Genomic DNA, 20,750 nt, shown 5'->3' on the forward strand with positions numbered 1-20,750 from the left:
ATTCACCTTAAAATCAAACGGTTGCCCTGTATTGCGGCGCTGGGCCGGCGTTTTTTTGTTGCTGATGTTCATCTACTGATGCCTAGACAGCCGCCGCGCGCGACGACTGCCGAATGTCATCAAATGTTCATAAAACTCACGGTTGCAGTCCGCGCCGCTCGTTCGGCGTGAGCGCCTGCAGCTGCGGCGCCGTCAACGGTCCCGCGCCCAGCACCTGCACCACGCCGGCCGGCTGGTAGCTGGACGCGTGCGGCTCGCCGCCCTGCTGCTTGCCGGTGCCGCCCTCATCCGCCTGCTCGTTGCCAAAACCCAACACTTTCACGGTGAACAACGATGGCTGCGCCTGGCGCGTGGCGGCCCGTTCGCGCTGCAGCACGTCCTGCGCCGCCGTCACGGCCTGTGTCGCGGCCGCGCTGGCATTGCTCAGTGCTCCCACGTTCACCGAGGCGACGGTTGGCACGCCCGTGGACTTGCCCTGCACCTGGATGTTTTCCGCATTCACCACCTGCAGGGCGGCCAGGTTGACGTTGCCCGAGACGCGGATGCCCGCCTCGCCCGCATCGATGCTGCCCAGCGGGGCGATCAGGTCGATGTCGCCGGGCGGCACCTCCGGGATCGGATTCAGCGTGGCGATGCCGGCGCCCGTCGTCGGCGTGCTCGGCGACAGGCTGACGAGGCCGATGCTGTCGTACGCGCGGCGCTGCGGCGTGTAGACGACGGTGGACTTGGTGCCGCGGCCCGCGTTGATGTCGCCCGTGGCCGACCAGGCCAGGATGTTGCCGCCGAAGGTAGTAAAGATGCGGCTCTGGCCCAGCAGGATGCTGTCTTTCGCATACATCTGGATGTCGCCCTGTCCCTGCGTCAGCACGCCCGAGCCTTCGCCCGGCGCATAGCCGCCGTCGACGCCGATCAGCGCGCGGCCGCCCGGCACCGTGATGCCGATGTCGCCGCCGAAATCCGTGTGGATGCCGGCATCGTTGACGGTCACGTAAGGCACGTTGTAGTCGGGACGGCCCGCCTCGGCCCATTCCTGCGGGCTCAGGTAGCGCACGCCCGCGACGGGACGCTTGGTGAACACGCCGCCGTATCCACTCACGGTGTACAGCGCGCTGCTGAACATCGTCAGATCGCCCTTGTACTCGATCTTCTTGCCCGCCTTGTCCTGCGCCGGGAAGAGGGTAGCGATGGCTTCGCGGCCGCGCAGATAGCTGCCGCGGCGCGCGCCGTCCGCATCGTTGTACTCGCGTCCGGCCGCCTTCAGCTCGGCAAAGTAGACATTGCTCAGGTACACCTGCTGCTGTTCCTTCGGCAAGGCGGCAAAGAAGCTGCGCGCATCGGTGGCCGGGTCGTAGCGGATGCCCAGGCCGCTGTCGCCGCCAAAGCGCGTCGTCAGCCAGTTCACCAGGTGCAGCTGGCTGACCTGCGCGTATTCGCGCGCCAGGTCGCGCCGCACACCGCCCGTCTGCGCCCCTGCCTTTTCCAGTTCGGCCTGCTTCGTGCCGAGGAAGGCGGCAGCGCCCGCCTCGTCGCCGCTGTAGGCAAACTGGCCGCGCAGCCAGTCGGCCAGGGTCAGCTTGCCGCCGTAGACATACACGGCGCTGCCGGCCTGGTCGGCCAGCGGCTTGCTTGGGTCGGCCAGCTTGGCCGGGTCCAGGTAGCGCGCCGCGAAGGCCGCATAGTCGGGACCGTTGCGGCCCACGCCGGCGGCCACGCTGATGCCGGCGCCATCGCCGCGCTTGTCCTGGCCGACATTGACGATGGAGCCGAGGCTGCGCAATTCCGCCTTGTCGGCCATGTACAGGTCGCGCCCGGCGCTCACATTGAGCTGGCCCGGCCCCGCCACATAGAAGGTGCTGTAGCGGATATCGCGCCCGGCGCTGACGACGGAAACGTCATCGGCATGGCGGTGCACGAACAGATTGCCGCGCGCCGACGAGCTGCCGAAGACGACCGGCTTTTCCGGCAGCTCGGGACTGTTGGCAAAGGGCTGGCCGGTCCATCCCGCCGCGCCGTCCGGCACGCTCTCGACCGTTCCCAGCGGCGTGCCGGAGTTGACGATGTCGCGTCCGGCGCGCACGGCCACGGCGCCGCCGCCCTCGTACCACAGGCCCAGCGGGCCCGTTTCGCCCTTCAGCTTCGCCCGGTACACGATGCCGCCCGTGCGCAGGCCGACGATGTCGCCGTTGTTGGCATAGAAGTGCGCAGGCATCTGGCCTGCCGGCACATAGTCGGAAACCGTCGGCGGCGTCATGCTGAACAGCGGATACACTTGCTGATTGGCATCGCTGGCGCCATTCGACGTCGTACCAAACCATTTCAATGGCCCCGGCGCCAGCGCATCGGCGCTGACGTTATGCAGCGGCAGCAGGCCGAACCAGACCTTGTCCAGTGCGCCGACGAAGCCCGGATTGAATGGATTCGGCAGCAGGCGCGGGTCGGCGCCCGATGGCGTGATCGGATAACCGGCCGCATGGATGGAGTCGGCGGCCAGCATTTCCAGCTGGCCCGCGCCCGTCCTGACAAATTGCGGCGCCACTGGCGACGGCGCCAGGATCACGCCGTTTTGCGGCATGTCCACCTTGCCGCCATCACCCAGCCTGCCCAGGCTGGCATTGCCGTAGTACAAGCTGCCGCTGGCGGCCACGGCGCGCAGCACGGACGGCATGACGAAGCGCCCGTCCGTCGGCGCGTGGTTGTCGCCGGCCATCGCATTGATCCAGGACGAGGTGGGCGTCAGGTTGCCGCCCGCGCTGAACAGGTCGATGGCCGTGGCCGGCGTCCACAGCGAGAACCAGCTCCAGCCTTCGCCGGTGCGCTCCACGCCCTGGTAGCTGAACGGCGAACCATAGCCCAGTTGCTTCACGCGGCCCGCATCGGCCACGCCGCCCAGCACCACGTCGCCGCGCGCATCGATGCGCACGCCGCTGTCGCCCGGCACCAGGATCGGCCCGCCGCTGGCGATCGCCGTGCCCGCCGTGTAGGTTTCATACGGCCGCGATTCCGTCGGATCGGCGCGGTCGAAGCGCAATTCGATGCCGCCCACGGCGCCCGCCTCCAGGCGCAGCGCGCCGCGCAGGTTGGTGAGCGTGCTGTTCAGGCCAGGGATCTGGCGTTCGAAACGCGTATTCGGGTTAGGACGGTCGCTATTGCTGTCGAAGCTGCGCACCTCGGCCACGGGGTTCAGCCCGCCGCCGATGCGGATATCGAGGTCGCCGCCGCCCGTCAGCAGCAGCTTGCCGTCCGGCGTCACCCTGCCCGTGCTGCCCACGGCCACGTTCAGGCCCTGGCTGCGCGGCGCGAACTCGCCGCCCGGATCGGCGCGCGAGGCCAGCATGCCGGCGTCGCCGCCCGCCTGCAGCAGCAGATTGCCGCCGCCCAGGGTGCCGATGCCCGTGAAGCCCGACAGCCCCGGCAAGCCCGAGAACAGGTCGACGCCTTCGGGACGCGCGACATAGGTGCCGAAATTGATCCACCATGCCGTCGGCACGCCGCCTCCCGTGCTGCCGCTGCCCTGGCGCCACAGCCAGGTGCCGATGTCGCTGGTGTCCTGTTGCGCGCGCAGCCAGCCGATGGCATCCTCGCGGCGCTGGGTGGAGCTGCCCAGCGTATCGCCCTTGACGTCGCCCTGGGCGCGCAGCAGCAGATTGCCGCCATGCTCGGGATACCAGGCGCGGTACAGGCTCTGGCTGCCGCCATCGACAAACGGCGTAAAGTCCGTGCCCAGCGCACCGAGCAGCTGGCCCTTGGCGTTCAGGCCGCGCGGCAGGTTGAACAGATCCTTGCCGCCGACCAGCGGCGAGGCCGACTGCGTGCCCGCCGTGTAGACGCCATACAGCGAACGCATGTCGAAGTCGCCCGCGGCGAGCAAATCGAGGTCGCCCGTGCCCGTGCGCAGCACGCTGAACAGGGGCTGGCGCGCCGGCTCCACGCTGGTCACCTTCTCAGGCGGCGTGCCGTCGGCCACCTTGACCACCAGATAGCCATAGTTTTCCAGCATGTTTGCCTCGTCGCCAAACCAGCTGATGTCAACCTCGCCTTCGGGATATCCTTCGAGGAGAGCCGCTTCGCTGAAGATATATTTGGCCGGCGAACCCGTGCCCGGCACGATGGAAGTCACCGCGTCCAGGCCGTAATGCGTATCGGCCAGCATCAGATGGGCGTCCTTCGCATGCGGTTTCAACGCGCGCGTGTCGGCCGCCGCCGTATCGGCGCCGCCCACCAGGCGCAGCGACCACGCTTGCGAACCCTGGGCCAGCATGGGCGCCAGCGCCAGGTTGCGGCCCTGGCTGCCGCTGCCATCCGCGCTGCGCAGCGACACCATGGTGACGTCGCCCGGCAGCCTGACCACGGTGCCGGCGGGCAGCACGCTGCCCTTGTCCAGCGCCAGCGCCGAGGCCAGCACCACGCCATTGACGGCATTCGTGCCATCGGCCACGTCCCACGGCCGGCCTTCCGGGAAAGGCAGGGCCACGTTCGCCGGCCACACCATGGCCGCCACCTGGGCCGCGCCAGGCAGGCGCAGGCCGGCATCGAGCTGCATGCCGCTCGATAAGGTCAGCGCCTTCGGCAAGACCGTGCCGGCCGCGTACAGCACGCTGCCGTCGGCATTGCGCACGGCGCCGCCCAGCACGCTGCCTGCAGGCAAGTTCAGCTCCGCCGTCAAGGTGGCGCGCGCCGCCAGCAAGGTACCGCTGCGCAACTCCATGGCTTTCATCGGCACGGCGAAATTGACGCTCGTGCCCGATTTGAAATAGGTGTTTTCGGCCAGGGTCACCAGGCCCGCTTGTGGCACGACGACCTCGCCGCCCCACGGCAGCCGGCCTTTCACCAGTTGCCAGCCCTTGTCATCGATCGTGACGGGCAGGACGCTGGTATCGAAACCATCGGTGATGCTGCCAAAGACGCTGAGCTTGCCGCCGGCGCGCAGCACCAGCGCACCGGCCTCGCCCGAGCCGTACACGCCGCTCAGGCGCGCCAGCGGATTGACGCCGTCATAGCGGTGGCCGGACAGGTCGATGTCGCCATCGATATGCAGGTCGCCGCCCGGCGTGGCGCTGACGATCTCGACGCCAGGGCGCAGGTGGAAAGCATTGGCGTCGCCGCGCAAGCCGCGCAGCTTGTTGTTCATCAAGTTGCCGTTCGCCAGCGCATTGGCCATGAAGGCCTGGCTGTCCCCGTGTTTCTCGTTCAGGTAAGCCTGGTTGATGCCCTGGTAGCTGCGGCCGTCCGCATCCTTGCCCGTGCCCGCTGGCGCATCCTTGTATTGCCAGAAGGCATTGACGTTGATCGTGCGCGCGCCGGCGATGTTCAGCGCACCGGCCGCGTCGATGTCGATGTCGTCGCCCGTGGCGCCGCCGAGGCGGCGCGCGTTCAGGTCGATGCTGCCGTAGTTGCCGCCCTTGTCTCCGCTGCGCAGGTCGAAACGCGCGCCGTTTTCCAGGGTCAGGCGGCCGCCAGGCGCGGCCAGTTCGATCACGGCGCGGTTCGGCGCCTCGATCACCTGGCCATAGCTGTCCGTGCGCAGCACCGTGCCGTGCGCATCGAGCACGGCGCCGGATTGGATGGTGACGCCATCGCGGCCGGCCAGGCGGATGCTGCCCACCTGTTCGCCGCTGGCGTCGATGCGGCCGTTCACCGTCAGGCTGCCGCCATCGACGGAGACGCTCACTTCGCGCGCCTTGAGTTCGTCGCCGATGGCCAGATTGCCCTGTTTGAGCTGGAAGCCGCGGCTGCCGAATACCTTGCCCGTGTTCAGGCGCTGGTTCAAGCCGGCGAAATCGCCGACATGCTGGGCGCGCAGCTCCAGGCCGCCCGCCGCGTAGGCTACCTGAGTGCCGCCCGCGTCATAGCTGCCGCTGGCGCCGCCCAGCAGGCTGCCGCGCAAGTCGGCCGTGCCGGCCGCCTCGCCCGTGGCGATTACGCTGAGCTTGCCGGCGCGGTTGTTCACGGCCGACACGTCGATCACGGAAGCGGCCGCCTGACGCACGTCGCCCTCGCGGCTGTCGAGGATCACGTCGCCGCCCCAGCTGTACTTGCTGGTGTCGTAGAAATCGATCTTGCGGCCCGCCAGGTCCAGCTTGGCCTTGTCACCCAGCAATACATCGCGCTCGGCCGACAGGGTCAATTTTCCGCTCGGCAAGACCACCGACGTATCCACGCTGACACTGTTGCCGCTGAGGGCCACTTCGGCGCCCAGGGCACCGGCCAGCGCCGCATTCGTCGGCGTGGCGGCGGCGGCACCGGCCGGTGCGCTCACCTTGACGGCGCCGCCCGCCGTGATGCGGTTGACGGAGCCGGCCGCGCCCGTCAACAGCGGCGTGTTGATCAGCAAATCGCCGCCGCTGTAGCGGTAGCCATTGGTGGCCGTATCCCACGCGCTTTGCGACTGGTAGACGGACAGGCTGCCCTTGTTGTTGGCCGTCAGCTGTTCGCTGGCATTGAGCGCCACCTGGCCAAAGCCCAGCACCAGACGGTCCAGCTTGTGGATGGTGTCGGGACGGCTGTCCGGCGTGAAGCCGAACTCGATGCGCCTGGCGTCGACCTGCAGGCGGCCGCTGCCCGTGCCGGGGCCATTGGCGACGACGGCGCCGGGCGCATTCGTCGCGCCCTGCCACACGAGGGTGTCCGTGTGGATGCGCGCCAGCGCGTCCGTGCCGCCATAGCCGTAGATGGCGGGCGTGTTGAGCACCAGGCGCGACAGCGACGACTTGCCCGTGGCCGCATCGATGGTCGACAGCTGCGACGAATCATAGAAATTGAAGGAATTGCGCGCCGTCAAACCCAGGTTTTCCAGCGCCGGTGCGCCCGTGCTGGTGTCGCCGCGCAGCAGGCGGTCGAGCACGCCCTGGTTCAGCGCCAGGCCGTCCGGCAGGGCGCCGCGCGCGCTGGCGTCGGCCAGCGACGCCTCGCTGCCGACATTGATCGACCCCATCGCCAGCACCAGGTTGCGCGTGCCGTAGCGCACGTTGTCGCGCAGGGTAAACGCGCGCTCCGTCACGGCGGCGATGGTGCCCTCGGAATACAGCGAGGTGCTGCCGCTGCAGGCGCCGCCCGCCTTCGCACACGCGCCGATATCGATGATGCCGGGGCCATACGATTCGGACGACGGCGGCGCGGCCGGCAGCATGTCCAGCCAGCCGTTCGAGACGGCCAGCACGCTGCCCATGGGCTCGTACACATAGCCGTCGCGGGAATCCCAGGCGGCCTTGCCGCGGCCCAGCGTATTGATGCCGGAACCCTGCTCCAGGACGATGCCGTCGTCTTTTCTCGCCGTCACCAGAAACACTTCGGCCGCCTTCAGCACGGCGCCGTCGCGCAGCACGATGCCGCCCGCCGATTCCTTGATGGCGGCGATATTGGCGCGCTGGTTGCTGCCCGTGCCAAAGTCGCTGTAGGTCACGCGCGGCAAGCCGCCGATGCCCACGCGCTGGGCGCCGAAGGCATTGATCTGCGAGGCATGCACGGAGACGCCATTGAAATCGGCCAGCGGCGCCGTGCCGTCGGCCAGCACCTCGTAGCGCGTCGACGCATGGTTGCCCGTGCCCAGCAGCAGGGAGCCGCCGAAGCCGCCCTCGGCCGGCGCGTACAGGGCGCTGCCATCCATCATCAACGGCGTATGGTTGTCCTTGACGCTGTGCACGGACGGGGCGATCAGCTGCACGCGCACGCCCTTGGCATCGCGCTCCAGCGCGGCGCGCGGCACGCCGTCGCGCGTAGCCTGCGCCACGGCGAAGGCGGCATAGCCCGTCTCGTTGTATTGGGAATAGGTGCGCAGCACGTCGGCCGGCGTGAGGATGGCCTGGCGCGCCACCACGTCGCGGATCGCCGTGCCGGCCACGCCCGTCTGCGCCGCCGTCGCATACGAGCCATTGCGCATGGCCACCGTGCCGCCCGCCTCGACGGCGCCGGCCAGGCCATTCAATTCCACGCGGAACGCACCGGGCAGCAGGGCGAAATTCGAGGGCAGCAAGGTGTAGGTGCCGGCCGCCAGGCCGGGCACGCCCGCGCCGATAGTGATCTGACGTCCCACGGCGGGCTTGCCCGCGCCTTGCTCGGCCGTCAAAGGCGCCACGTCCGGCTGCACGCCGGGAAGGATGGCGTACACGGGGTTGGTGTTCAGGCCGGGCAAGGTAAAACCGCCGTTCGGCTTCATCTGCACCAACGGATTGAGGCGCGCGTCGGTGGAGCCGCCGCGTCCGGCCAGGAAGGCCGCGCCCGTCAAGGTGCCGCCGCCCGACATGTCGAGCACGGCGCCTTGCTGCACGTCGATGGCGGCGCCCGTCAAGGCGATCTCCGGGCCGTTGCCCACGCCCTTGAAGACAACATCGTTGCCGTCATACAGGTAGCTCAAGCCATCGAGCGTGCCGCCGTAGGGCATCGTCAAGCCTTTCGCGCTGACGGACGTCAGGCTGCCAGGCAACAGATTGACGCGGCCCGTATTGGCTTCAAAGCCTTCGGCGCCCAGGTTGATCTGGCCCAGCGGCGCGCGCAGCACGCCATGCTGATTGATGGTGGGCGCGACCAGGCTCAGGGTGCCGAACACGGAGAACGGCTGGTTCGGCATGGCGCCGTCGCCGCTGCGCCCGATATTGAGCGTGCGCAACGGGTCGAGCGTGACGCGGATATTGCCATACTCGTCGATGCCGCTCTGCTGCCCCACCGTGACCATGCCGCTGTCGCCCGTGGCCGGGTAGATCTGCGCGGCCACCAGGCTGGCATTGCCGGGCTGGTACAGGGCGGCGCTGTTCGACAGGCGCATGTCGCCGCGGCTACTCAGGGTCAGCTGCTCGAAGGCGTCGCGTTCGACCACCAGGTCGGCGCCGCTGCTCTGCGCGATGGTGCCGCGCGTGCCCATGTTGACCTCGCCCGCGATGTCGAGCATGCCCGCATCGATCTGCAGCAGGGAATCTTCGGCCACCAACGGCACGCCCAGCATGCCGCGTCCCTTGCCCAGGTTCTTCGAGCCTTTCACGGCATTGGGCACGATGTAATCGTCCTTCTGCGCACGCGCGGCCGTCCCCAGGCGCACGTACGGCGCCGCCAGGCGCACCTGGCTGGCGAGGCTGCCCGCCTTGTCCTCGCCATCGGGCACAGGCTGCTGCGCCAGCCCCAGCGAGGAGGCGCTCAGGCGCAGGCTCTGGCCCAGCGACAGATTGACGTCGCCGTCAAAGCTGAGCATGCCGTTCACGTGCAGGGCCAGGTTGTCGAAACCGCCCGCCTGCACGCGGTCGGCGCCCAGGCGCGCGCTGCCGTAGCGCAGCGCCGCATCCTGCTGGCCGGCGCGCAAGTCGTCGGGCAAGGCGCTCTCGCCCTGCACCTGCGCCAGCTGCATTTCGCGCGGCACGCGCACTGCGTTGTCCACGTTGTCGCCTTGCAAGGTGTAGCGGTTGACCTTGCCATAATTGGGCGTGTCCAGCGCCAGCGCCAAGGTGCCGCCGGCCGCCCCGGCGCCACCGGCCGCCGCGCGCAGGGTGCCGTCGGCGAAGATGCCGTTATACGAACTGAGCGAGATCAAACCGCCGTTGCCGGCCACGTTGACGGTGCCCTGCTGCGGCAAGTCCAGCGTGGCGTGCGCGCCGCTGGCGTCGAGCAGCGCGCCCGGACGCACGACGACAAAGGCATCGGCCGCGTCGACGCTGGCCGCATCGGCCTTGTAGCGGGCGCCGATTTCGATACTGCCGCCCTGGTCGGCACGGCCATAGCGCCCGCCGCGCATGTCGGTGGCGACCGTGGCGCGGCCGGCCACGTCGAGCACGGCCTTGTCACCGATCCAGATCGAGGTGGCATGTCCCTTGCCGTTCGGCACATCCACCTCATTGCCCGTGCCAAACGTGCCCGGCAGGACGGCGATCTTGCCGCCCCAGGCGTCGAGGCGGCCGTCGATGGTGATCTGGTCATTGCCCGTCAGGCTGATCTGGCGGCCCGGATCGACTTTGATGGCGGCGCCTTCCTGCACCGCCAGGGCGCCCTTCACGTAGGAGCTGCCGGCCGTCAGCGACAGGTCGGCGCCGGTACGCTGCGTCAAGCGGGCCTTGCGCGCATCCTCCTGGTTCAGCGGCGGCGTCCACACTTCCAGCGCGGCGCCCGGGTCGGTGCCGCCTGCCACCGTGTGGCCGGTGGCGGGATTAAAGCGCAGCACGGGCATGGTGACGTCGATGTGCGCGTCCTTGACCACCACCACGCCATCGCGGCCCGTGACGGCATAGTCGGCAAAGCCGCTCTGGAACAGGCTGGCGTCCAGCGCCAGCAGCGGCTTGACGGTCACGTCGCGCCCCAGCACCGTGCCGGCCGGCAGCAGCATGCCGCGCGGCGCGCGCAGGTCGTCGGTGGCGATGCTGCCGGCCGCATACTGCGTCGTCACCGGCGGGATCGGCAAGCCGTTCGGAAAGACCGCCGCCGAGACCACGAAGCCGACCGGCAGGTTGTTGACGGCTGTCAGCACGCTGCCGGCGCGAACGATGGAACCCTGGTAGACAGACGTGCCGCCGGCGATGACGACATAGGCGCCTGACGGCACCAGCAGGTCGGCTCCCAGCACCAGCGGTTTCTGCACCGACACGTCCGCCGTCACGGGTTTGCTCAAAACCTGGCCCGGCTTGATCAGGCTGGTGCTGAGCGCAAGATCGAAGGGGATCTTCTCGCCCTGGGCGATCAGGAATTCATCGGCCAGGCGCAGGCCTGGCGCAGCGCCGGTCCCCGCCGCCAGCACGTCGCCGCCCTGCAGCTTGCCGCCGATGCTGACGGCCGCGCCGCTGTCGATCACCAGGCGTCCGCCGCCCTTCACGCCATGGCCGCGCAATTCGCCGTCGAGCTTGAGCATGGCGCCCGTCGGCGCTTTCTCCGTCGGCAGGTCGACGGCCAGGGTGATGTCGCCGCCCCGCCCGCCCTGCAGGCTGCCATTGCCCATCAGGGCGGCGCCGGACGAGACGTCGATGACGCTGCCGCCCATCAGGTCGATGCCGCCGGAGCTCTTCAGGGTAACCTTGCCGCCATTCACATACGGCAAGCCGGCGACCGCGCCCGGATCGAGTTCCAGGTTGCTCCACAGGCCGCGCGCATCGAGGCGCACGCCGGGCGCCACGCGCACACCGGCCGTTCCCGTGGGACGGTTGTCCGGCACCAGCTTGCCTTCAGCCCATACGTCGCCCGCCCCCGCCAGGTAGCGCGAGACGATGTCGCCGGCGGCGATGCTGCCGCCGCGCGCGCTGACATTCGCCTTGATGGCCACGTCGGTGGCGTGCAGGGCGATGTCGCCGCCATCGGCCACGCGCACGTCGGCATTGACGTCGAGCTTGTCGTAGGCGTAGATATTCAGGGCACCCAGCTCCAGCCCGTTGAGCCAGTCGGCATCGAGCTGCAAGGTCTTGCTGCGCGCGGCCGGCAAGGCTTCGCTCAGCAGCTGGCCATCGGCGATGCCCGCCACCTTGCCGATCTCGACCTTTTCCAGCACGGCTTGCGGGCTGTCGCGCAGCCGGCCCGCCTTCGGATCGAAGACGGGCGTCATTTTGCCGACGATTAATTGACCGGCACGCGCCGCCGCCGTCTGCGCCTGCTTGTAGCTGTCCATGCCGTCATCGCGCTTGCGCTGCTGGCGCTCGCCCTGGAAGACGGAGGTGTCGATATCGCCTTCGAGTACGGCGGCGCCTGTGGACACGATCAGGCGGCCCGCGTCGCGGCCCACCGTATAGCCGTTTTCCAGGCGTTCGCGCGGGCCGATCAGGGCATTCGCGTACGTTTCCGTCGTGTTCGCGCCCCAGCGCGCATGCGTGCTTTCATAGCCGCGGTACAGGCCCGTGTACAGGTTGTCGCCGGGCGCCGTGCTCAGCTTGTACATCGCGCCATCGGCGCCCTTCAGCCACGTCTGCTTGACCATGCCCGTCTGCACGTCCAGCGAACCGCCGGCGATGTTGATGCGCGAACCGGCCTGCGTCACCACTTCGCCGCCGCCAAAGCCGACGGTGCCGCCCTGGGCCGCCCATTCGCCGATGCCGTGGCCGCTGGTGTTCAGGTAGCCGCTCACTTCCAGCAAGCCGCCGGCCGTGTACCAGCGGTCCGTGGCGTAGCCATTCGTGCCGGCCGGCACCAGCACCAGGTCGCGGCGGTCAACCCACACGTCGCTGTTGTTCAGGTATTTCGCGTCGCGGCTGCCCGGTGCGTCACGCTGTTCGTTGCCTTGCACGTTGATCAGCACATTGTTGCTGCTCATGTCGACCTTCACGCCGACGGCGCCCGAGACGTCGATGGCGGCGTCGCGCGCCACGTGGCTGCGGCGGGCCGCGTCGACCAGCACCTGGCCGCCTGTGGCCAGGGTCAGCGAGTCGCCTTCGAACTCGACATTGCCAGCGGAGACGATGCGCACCAGCGACTGGTCGCGCCGGTCCTGCGGCGTGTCCGTGCCCTTGCCCGTGTCCTTCAGCAAGGTATCGCGCTGCACGTCGAGCGCCGTGGCGCCGTTGTCGTCGATGACAATGGCGCTGACGCTGCCGCGCGCCAGGGTGATGCCGGCATTCTCGCCCGCCGCCGCCAGGTGGATGCTGCCGCGTCCGTTGACGCTGGTGCTCGACAGCAGCACGCCATCCTGGCGCAGCGTGTTGCCGCTCAGCGTGATGTCGCCGCCGGCCGCCTGGATCAGCCCGTTGTTGACGACGCTGCCCGCCTTGCTGTCCGCCACGCGCAGCATCTCGACTTCATTGCCGCGCGTGCTCGAGTACTGGTTCTTGTCCGTGCCCTGGCCCGGGCGCACGATGATGGCGTCGCCGGCGGCCAGGGTGGTCTGGCCATTCGGCGTGGTGATGGCACCCGCGTTGTCGACGCTGCGGCCGGCCAGCAGCACGTAGCCGCCGCCTTCCGTCACCGTCTGCGGCTTGCGCGTGTCGATGCGCGCGCCGGCGGCGACGACGACGTCCGCCTCGGCCTTGCCATGCGTTGAGGTATTCTGGCCCAGCAGCAAGTCATTCGCGAAGGTCGGTACGGCGCCCGTGCCCTGCGCCTTGCCGTACAGGCCGCTCTTGAACTGGCTGTCGCTCATGCCCATGGCGGCCGCCGCCAGGTTGCGCGTATCGACCTGGCTGCTGCCCGTAAACACGATGCCGTTGCGGTTGACGATCATCACCGTGCCGTCGGCCTTGATCTGGCCCTGGATCTGGCTGGGGCGCGCCAGCGGATCATTGACCCGGTTCAATACGGACCAGTTCGATTTCTGGTCGAATTGCAAGCTGGTGTTCTTGCCGACGTTAAAACTTTCCCAGTTCAGTATCGCCTTGTCGTCCGTCTGCACGACCTTCACGACGGTCTTGCCGTCGGCCTGGGTCTGCACAGGGCCCTGGGCATTGAGCCAGCCGGCCGTCAGGCTGTTCGTGTCGACCTGCAAGCCGCCCTTGACCAGGCCATCGGGCGCGCCGCCCGCCGCCAGCGCCGCCTGGCGCGCGGCCGCCTGCACCGCCTGCTCGGCGGCGATGCCGCGCGCGGCCAGCAACAGGTTATTCAGCGATTGCTGCAGCTTGCCTTCGGCCTTTTGCTGCTGCAGCAGGGGATTGTTCAGCGAGGTAGCCGGCTGGCCATTCGGCAGGCGCCCCGTGGTGGCGGCCGTGCCCTGCTGCGCACCCTTGCCCGCGAACCAGGCGCCGCTGAACGGCTGCTGCGCCTGCGCGCCGCCCGCCTGCAGCAGCATGGCGATGGCCAACGCCAGCGGTTTCAGACGCACCGGGAGACCGGTCCGGTTGCCCGCCATGGCGGAGGAGGATGCGTGTTTCGTGACCGACTTGCTTCGCTGCATGGCGACATTCCCTTTTCATGTTCCGTTGCTGACCGATATCGCGAGGCGGCGCGCACCACGCACGGGGCGGGCGGCAGGCACTGATTCGCGGCTTCCAGCAGCATTGACAGGGAACAAGGTCCGGGACTGCAAAAGGTCATCAAAATGTCATAATTGGCGCCCCGCCTTGGCGCGCCAAGGCGGGGTTCAGCCGAACAGCACGATGCCGCCCGGCAGCCGCGTCACGCGCGCGCCATACGCATCCTGGATCAGGGCGATCACGTCATCGAGGCGGTCGAGCGAAAAGCTCGCTTGCACGCGCGTCTGTTTCAAGGCGTCACCATTGAGGATCAGCTTGCCGGGACGGTAGCGGTTCACCTCGTCCACCACCTCGGCCAGGGTGCTTTGTTTAAAAACCAGCAGCCGGTGGCGCCACGCGCTGACGTCGCTCTTGGCCACCGCGCGGGCAATGCCGAAATGCTCGGGCCGGTAGCGCAGCTGCTGGCCCGCCGCCAGTTCCGCATCGTGGCCGGCCTGCGCCACGCGCAAGCGGCCCGCCAGGCACGTCACGCACACTTCCTGGCCGAACAGGCGGATATTGAAGCGCGCGCTGCCGGCCGACACGCTGCCGTCGCCCGCCTGCACGCGCACCCGCGCCGCGCCGTGCAGGCCGGCCTGGAATTCCGCCTCGCCCGCCAGCAGCACCAGCGATGCGGCGCCGTCCTGCACGGGCGCCGCGTCGAGGCGCGTCTGCGTATTCATCTGCACCAGCACGCCGCCATCGAGCGCCACTTCGCGCTGCTCGCCCGTGCCCGTGGCGTAGTCGGCGGCCAGGCCCGCCACGGCCGGCCACAGGTCCGTCGGCGGGCGCAGCGCCAGCAAGCCCAGCGAGGCCGCCACGCCGGCGCCCAGCCAGGCGCGCCGCGCCGTATTCACTGGCGCCTGTGCCCGCTTGACGGCGCGCGCGGCCGGCGCCATGGCGCCCCACACGGCGCGCGCCTCGGCAAACGCCGTCGCATGCCTGCGGCTGCGCGCGCACCAGTGGCGAAACACTTGCGCATCGCGTTCGCTGACCTGGCCCGAGGCCAGGCGCACGACCCATGCCTGCGCTTCCTTCTGGATGACACCCATGTCGTCTTCCGCTTGTTCAATCATGATGTTTAGACGTTTTTCCCGCGCCGGGACCGAAGCGCTGGATGAAATCGCGTCCCATGCGCTCGCAGCAATGTTCGAGGCCGGCGCGCAATTCCTTCTCCACCGTGCGGGCGGAAATGCCGAAGCGCTCGGCGATGTCGCGGTGCGGCAACTGATCGACGCGGGCGGCGATGACGATGGCGCGCCGGCGTTTCGGCAACTCCTGCAAGGCCCGTTCCAGTTCTTCCAGTTCGGCGCGCGCGCTGAAGGTGCGGGCCGGGTCGGCCAGCTCGTCGGCCATCTCGTACAAGTCGTCGATATTGGGAAGGCTGAGCAGGCGCGCATTGTCGCGGCGTTGATCTTCCGCAATGTTGATGGCGATGCGCATCAGATACGCGGACGGGTAGCTGATCGCTTCGGGCGCGGTCATCTTTTCCACTCTTAAATATGTTTCATGCAGCGCGTCGTTGGCCAGGTCTTCCGAGCCCAGGCGGCGCTGCAGGTGGCGGCGAAACTGTCCATAGCGTTCCAGGAACAGCTTGCGCAAGGTGGCTTTCAGCAAGTCCGACATCGTCAAGTCGCTCCGGCCGGCAGGTAGGGCGCGCAATCGGCCCCTGGGTCGGGCCGCGGCGTCAGCAGGATCGTCAGCGGCTGCGGCAAGCCCGCCGGTGGCGCGCCGTCCATCAGCAGGCTGCGCAGACGCTGCACTACGGCGTTGTCGCGCTGTTCCACACCGCTCGCTTCCAGCACGTGCACGGCGCGCACCTTGCCCCGCTCGTCGAGCCACAACTGGAAGGCCAGGCGGTAGCGGCCGAAAGCGTCCGGATGCAAGCGGCACAGGGCGCGCGTGAGCGAACGCTGCAGGATGACCGCATAGCCTTGCAGCGGTGGCGCGGCAGGAGCGGCCTGGGCCGGCAAGGGCGCCGGCGCTGCCGGGGCGTCGGCCAGCGCCAGCAAGGTAAACGCATTGCTGCCGCTGAAGCGCGCGCCCAGTTGCGTGCCGGCCAGCAGGCGCTGCAGCGCTTCGGCCGGCGTGTAGTCGCCGCGCACGGGCGCTGCCACTCTGCCGGCCGCCAGCTGGCTGCTGACGAGCACGGAATACCCGGTCACTTCGCCAAACGCCACCAGGGCCGCGTCGAGCGGCTGGGCGGGCAAGTCGAAGCGCAGGGTAGAGTGCGCGCCGGCATCAGCGCCATCCGCACCGGTAGCGGGCCGCGCGAATGTCATCAATGTCATCAATGTCATCAGCAAGCAGGCGGACAGGGCATTGCCCCTTGCGGCGCGGCGGTGGCTTAGTGTCATTTTCCAGGGGACGCAACGAAAAATCCTGCTCATGAAGTGTCTTGACTGCAATGTTGTCTGCAGAATGGCAGGATGGTAGCTTCATAAAATGACAACTGCATGACATGGCGCCAGCCCGCGTCCCGCTCTGTGTCATCGCCGCGACACATGACCTTGCTATGCTGGACGCTTATTCACCGCTCCAGGAGCCGCCATGGCACGCCTGTTATCACTGTTGCTGTTGGCCTGCGCCGCCCTGCCCGCGCAGGCGGACGAGCACACCGTCGTCGTGAAGGCCGCCGCGCCGCCAAAGGGTTGCGTGGAAGTGGAAGCGAATGGCCGGCGCGCGCCATCGATGTCTTGCCTGAATGAAAAATTATTGCCGAATAGCAACACCATGAACGGGCCGCCGCCCGCCCTGTCCGGCGCCGAAGCGATCATGCAGCGTCCGTCCAACCAGCTGGGGCTGTACAACCGCGCCGCCCTCGAACACCGCATGGGCAATGCCTTCGGCAAGTCCGTCACGCCGCAGCGCCCGCCGGCTCCCGCGCCCGCCAGCCCGCTGCTGCCGGCTCGCTAGGCCGCTTGTCAACGCACAGTCCATTTGCGCTGTCAAGATTGCGCAATCGCGCCGATTGCGTATCATTCCAGGCTTGATCGCTCTGGAAACAACCATGCTGCCCACTATCGAACAACGCCTTGCCCTTGAACTTGCCGCCAAACCGGTGCAGGTTGCCGCCGCCATCGAACTGCTCGACGAAGGCGCCACCGTGCCCTTCATCGCCCGTTACCGCAAGGAAGCGACCGGCGGCCTCGACGATATCCAGCTGCGCCTGCTCGAAGAGCGCCTGCGCTACCTGCGCGAGCTGGAAGAGCGGCGCGCCGCCATCGTGGCCTCGATCACGGAACAGAACAAGATGACGCCCGAGCTGCTCGACGCCGTCATGCACGCGGAAGACAAGACGCGCCTGGAAGACCTGTATTTGCCATACAAGCAGAAGCGCCGCACGAAGGCGCAGATCGCCATCGAAGCGGGCCTGATGCCGCTGGCCGACGGCTTGCTGGAAAACCCGGAACTGACGCCGGAAATGGAAGCGGGCAAGTTCCTGCGCGACGCGTTTACTAGTGCCGACGGCAACAACCCGGGCGTGGCGGACACCAAAGCGGCCCTCGACGGCGCGCGCCAGATTCTGATGGAGCGCTTCGCCGAAGACGCGACCCTGCTGCAAACCTTGCGCGAATACGTGCAGGAACACGGCATCGTCGAGTCGAAAGTGGTGGAAGGCAAGCAGGACGAAGGCGAAAAATTCGCCGATTATTTCGATTACTCGGAAACCATTTCCACCGTGCCATCGCACCGCGCGCTGGCGCTGCTGCGCGGCCGCCGCGAAGGCATCCTCGACGTCACCCTGCGCCTCGACACAGAAGCGGAAAAACCGAAATGGGATGCGCCGCACAATCCGTGCGAAGGCCGCATCGCCGCCCGCTTCGGCATCAAGCAGCAAGGCCGTCCGGCCGACAAGTGGCTGGCGGACACGGCGCGCTGGACCTGGCGCGTGAAAAGCTTCATGCACCTGGAAACTGAACTGATGGGCGCGCTGCGCGAACGCTCGGAACTCGACGCGATCAACGTCTTCGCCACCAATCTGAAAGCGCTGCTGCTGGCCGCGCCGGCCGGCCAGCGCGCCACCATGGGCCTCGATCCTGGCTTGCGCACGGGCGTCAAGGTCGCCGTGGTCGATGCCACCGGCAAAGTGGTCGACACGGCCGTGATCTATCCGCACCAGCCGAAGAACGACTGGGACGGTTCGCTGCATACCCTGGGCCGTCTTGCCGCCAAGCACAATGTGTCCTTGATTTCCATCGGCAACGGCACCGCCTCGCGCGAGACCGATAAACTGGCGCAGGATTTGATCAAGCAGCACCCGGAAGCGAAGATGACGAAGATCGTCGTCTCGGAAGCGGGCGCGTCGGTGTATTCGGCGTCCGAGTTCGCCTCGAAGGAATTGCCGGACATGGATGTGTCGCTGCGCGGCGCCGTCTCGATCGCGCGCCGCCTGCAAGACCCGCTGGCCGAGCTGGTCAAGATTGACCCAAAATCGATCGGCGTGGGCCAGTACCAGCATGACGTCAGTCAAAGCCAGCTGGCACGCTCGCTCGATGCCGTGGTGGAAGATTGCGTGAATGCCGTCGGCGTGGACGTCAACACGGCATCGGCGCCGCTGCTGGCGCGTGTGTCCGGCCTGTCGGCCAGCGTGGCGCAAAGCATCGTCACCTACCGCGACATGAAGGGCGCGTTCACCTCGCGCGCAGCCTTGAAGGCCGTGCCGCGCCTGGGCGACAAGACCTACGAGCAGGCGGCGGGCTTCCTGCGCGTGATGGGCGGAGAGAACCCGCTGGACGCCTCGGCCGTCCACCCGGAATCGTACCCGCTGGTGGAAAAGATTTTGGCGGACATCAAGAAGGACATCAAGGCCGTCATCGGCGAAACGGCGCTGCTGAAAACCCTCAGCCCGGCAAAATATGCGGATGAAACCTTCGGCGTGCCGACCATTAGCGATATTTTGAAGGAACTGGAAAAGCCGGGCCGCGACCCGCGTCCGGAATTTACGACGGCCACCTTCAAGGAAGGAGTGGAAGAAATCCGCGACTTGCGCCCGGACATGATTCTCGAAGGCGTGGTGACCAACGTGGCCGCCTTTGGCGCCTTCGTCGATATCGGCGTGCACCAGGATGGCCTCGTGCACATCTCGGCCCTGTCGAACACGTTTGTGAAAGACCCGCACACGGTGGTGAAAGCCGGGCAAGTGGTGCGCGTGAAAGTGCTGGAAGTCGACGAGAAGCGCAAGCGCATCGCGCTGACCATGCGCCTGACGGACAGCGCGCCGCAGGCGGGCAGCAAACCCGAGCAGCGTGGCGACCGCAACGACCGCCGCAGCATGGCGCAGCACCAGTCGCAGTCGCGCAACGCGCCCGAGCCGGCCGGCAGCATGGCCGCCGCCTTCGCCAAGCTGCGCGGCTAAGCCCATGGCCGCCAGGCATGACCTTGTCATCCTGGCGGTGGACGCCGCCAGCCCGGATGCGCAATTGCTGCTCGATGCTTTGTCAGAGGCATTGCTGCGCATCAACGGCGACAGCGGCCGCTCTTCCTTCGATGTCGAAGCGGCAACCTTGCGCGGCGGCTTTTACTTGGCCCGCGATGCGGCTGGAGGACTGCTGGGCTGCGCCGCCCTGCGCCCGCTGGGCGAAGCGGACAGCGCCGTAGGCGAACTCAAGCGTATGTATGCGCGCCCGGGTTCGACTGGCGTGGGCGCGGCCCTGCTGGCCCATGTCGAGGCGCAGGCGCGCCGGCATGGCTACCAGGCCCTGCACCTTTCCACCCGCGTGGTCAATACCCGCGCGGTGGCGTTTTATGCCAGGCACGGCTATGCGCCGGTCATTGCCTGGGGCAAATACGTGGGCGCGGCACAATCGACCTGCCTGGGCAAGACCTTATAGGCGTCAACGTGGCTGACTTACCCGATTTATGACTTGAGCGCATACCCGTGCCGTCGTTTTCTTATAAAATGACGGCATCTATTTATTTACCCATCAGAGGCAGCTATGAGCGACGTACAAACCTGGATCAAAGAAACCGTGACGAACACGCCAGTCGTGCTGTTCATGAAGGGCACGGCCCAGTTCCCGCAGTGCGGCTTTTCCGGCCGCGCCATCCAGATCCTGAAAGCGTGCGGCGTGGAAAACATCGCTACCGTCAACGTGCTGGATGACCCGGAAGTTCGCCAGGGCATCAAGGATTACTCGAACTGGCCGACCATTCCGCAGCTGTATGTCAAAGGCGAGTTCATCGGTGGTTCCGATATCATGAATGAAATGTTTGAATCGGGCGAACTGAAGTCCCTGCTGGATGCCTAATCAGCAGCAGCGGCCGCGCCGTGTCGTCGTGGCCATCACGGGCGCCACGGGCGCCGTGTATGGCTTGCGGCTGCTGCAATTGCTCGGCGCCATCCCCGGCGTCGAGACGCATCTGGTCCTGTCCGATGCCGCTGTTTTGACCCTGCACCAGGAAACGGGCGTGGGGCGCAAGGACGTCGAAGCGCAGGCGCACGTCGTGCACAAGCTGCGCGACATCGGCGCGTCGATCGCCAGCGGCTCGTTTCAATCGGATGGCATGGTCGTCGCGCCGTGCTCGATGAAGACCTTGGCGGCCGTCGCGCACGGCTTGTCGGATAATCTGATCACGCGGGCCGCCGATGTGGTGCTCAAGGAGCGCCGGCGCCTGATCCTGATGGTGCGCGAAACGCCGTTCAACCTGGCGCACCTGCGCAATATGACGGCCGTGACCGAAATGGGCGGCATCATCTTCCCGCCCTTACCGAGCTTTTATCACCACCCGCAGAGCATTGCGGAGATGGTCGACCAGACGGTGGCGAGGGTCATCGACCTGCTCGGCATCGAGCACGACCTGGCACCGCGGTGGAATGGTCTTAAAGCGTCAGAAACCTGACATCACCAACGCAATCAAAGCGGGGAAACCCCTGCCAAGTCACGATGCCTGACAAAAGCGTAGCGAGCGTCAGTG

Annotated in this window: 9 protein-coding genes; 5 read left to right on the forward strand and 4 right to left on the reverse strand. The window is 67.6% G+C overall.

Going from position 1 to position 20,750, the window contains the following annotated elements; genetic code table 11:
- Positions 1-136: 136 nt before the first annotated feature.
- The 4 genes from AC1Q6X_RS23615 to AC1Q6X_RS23630 all read right to left on the reverse strand — a co-directional run bounded on the left by AC1Q6X_RS23615 (position 137) and on the right by AC1Q6X_RS23630 (position 16,123).
- Positions 137-13,774 carry a filamentous hemagglutinin family protein gene (locus AC1Q6X_RS23615; protein ID WP_492498568.1) on the reverse strand — a complete coding sequence of 4,546 codons (13,638 nt, stop codon included), beginning with the start codon at positions 13,772-13,774 and terminating at the stop codon, positions 137-139.
- Between the two features lie 186 nt (positions 13,775-13,960).
- Positions 13,961-14,908 carry a FecR family protein gene (locus tag AC1Q6X_RS23620; RefSeq protein ID WP_492498569.1) on the reverse strand — a complete coding sequence of 316 codons (948 nt, stop codon included), beginning with the start codon at positions 14,906-14,908 and terminating at the stop codon, positions 13,961-13,963.
- Positions 14,901-15,458 (reverse strand): RNA polymerase sigma factor, encoded by a 558-nt coding sequence (locus tag AC1Q6X_RS23625; RefSeq protein ID WP_492498581.1) that lies wholly within the window; start codon positions 15,456-15,458, stop codon positions 14,901-14,903. The genes AC1Q6X_RS23620 and AC1Q6X_RS23625 overlap by 8 nt, the downstream gene beginning before the upstream one ends.
- 2 nt (positions 15,459-15,460) lie before the next feature.
- A complete protein-coding gene (locus AC1Q6X_RS23630) occupies positions 15,461-16,123 on the reverse strand; it encodes a secretin and TonB N-terminal domain-containing protein (protein WP_176741242.1) in 663 nt (220 codons plus the stop codon).
- 259 nt (positions 16,124-16,382) lie between these two features.
- On the opposite strand from AC1Q6X_RS23630, the gene AC1Q6X_RS23635 reads away from it, so the two are divergent.
- The 5 genes from AC1Q6X_RS23635 (at position 16,383) to AC1Q6X_RS23655 (ending at position 20,675) form a co-directional block, all read left to right on the forward strand.
- Positions 16,383-16,748, forward strand: a complete 366-nt coding sequence (locus AC1Q6X_RS23635) for a hypothetical protein (protein ID WP_492498570.1) — start codon at positions 16,383-16,385, stop codon at positions 16,746-16,748.
- A gap of 94 nt (positions 16,749-16,842) precedes the next feature.
- Positions 16,843-19,191, forward strand: coding sequence for a Tex family protein (locus AC1Q6X_RS23640; RefSeq protein WP_070221739.1), 2,349 nt, complete (start codon positions 16,843-16,845; stop codon positions 19,189-19,191).
- Between the two features lie 4 nt (positions 19,192-19,195).
- Complete coding sequence (locus AC1Q6X_RS23645; RefSeq protein ID WP_492498571.1) at positions 19,196-19,666, forward strand: GNAT family N-acetyltransferase; 471 nt, start codon at positions 19,196-19,198, stop codon at positions 19,664-19,666.
- Positions 19,667-19,771: 105 nt separating this feature from the next.
- Positions 19,772-20,083, forward strand: a complete 312-nt coding sequence (gene grxD / locus AC1Q6X_RS23650) for a Grx4 family monothiol glutaredoxin (protein WP_034753766.1) — start codon at positions 19,772-19,774, stop codon at positions 20,081-20,083.
- Positions 20,076-20,675: a UbiX family flavin prenyltransferase gene (locus tag AC1Q6X_RS23655; RefSeq protein ID WP_492498572.1), complete on the forward strand. Its 600-nt coding sequence runs from the start codon at positions 20,076-20,078 to the stop codon at positions 20,673-20,675. The genes grxD and AC1Q6X_RS23655 overlap by 8 nt, the downstream gene beginning before the upstream one ends.
- Positions 20,676-20,750: the final 75 nt, after the last annotated feature.

It is taken from the genome of Janthinobacterium sp. GW823-FHT06H09 (assembly GCF_058794735.1).

Excerpts from the sequence above, each read along its gene's own strand:
- AC1Q6X_RS23620 (WP_492498569.1), bottom strand. The coding sequence starts at position 14,908 with ATGATTGAACAAGCGGAAGACGACATGGGTGTCATCCAGAAGGAAGCG.
- AC1Q6X_RS23615 (WP_492498568.1), bottom strand. The coding sequence starts at position 13,774 with ATGCAGCGAAGCAAGTCGGTCACGAAACACGCATCCTCCTCCGCCATG.
- AC1Q6X_RS23625 (WP_492498581.1), bottom strand. The coding sequence starts at position 15,458 with ATGTCGGACTTGCTGAAAGCCACCTTGCGCAAGCTGTTCCTGGAACGC.
- AC1Q6X_RS23645 (WP_492498571.1), top strand. The coding sequence starts at position 19,196 with ATGGCCGCCAGGCATGACCTTGTCATCCTGGCGGTGGACGCCGCCAGC.
- AC1Q6X_RS23635 (WP_492498570.1), top strand. The coding sequence starts at position 16,383 with ATGGCACGCCTGTTATCACTGTTGCTGTTGGCCTGCGCCGCCCTGCCC.
- grxD (WP_034753766.1), top strand. The coding sequence starts at position 19,772 with ATGAGCGACGTACAAACCTGGATCAAAGAAACCGTGACGAACACGCCA.
- AC1Q6X_RS23655 (WP_492498572.1), top strand. The coding sequence starts at position 20,076 with ATGCCTAATCAGCAGCAGCGGCCGCGCCGTGTCGTCGTGGCCATCACG.
- AC1Q6X_RS23630 (WP_176741242.1), bottom strand. The coding sequence starts at position 16,123 with ATGACATTGATGACATTCGCGCGGCCCGCTACCGGTGCGGATGGCGCT.
- AC1Q6X_RS23640 (WP_070221739.1), top strand. The coding sequence starts at position 16,843 with ATGCTGCCCACTATCGAACAACGCCTTGCCCTTGAACTTGCCGCCAAA.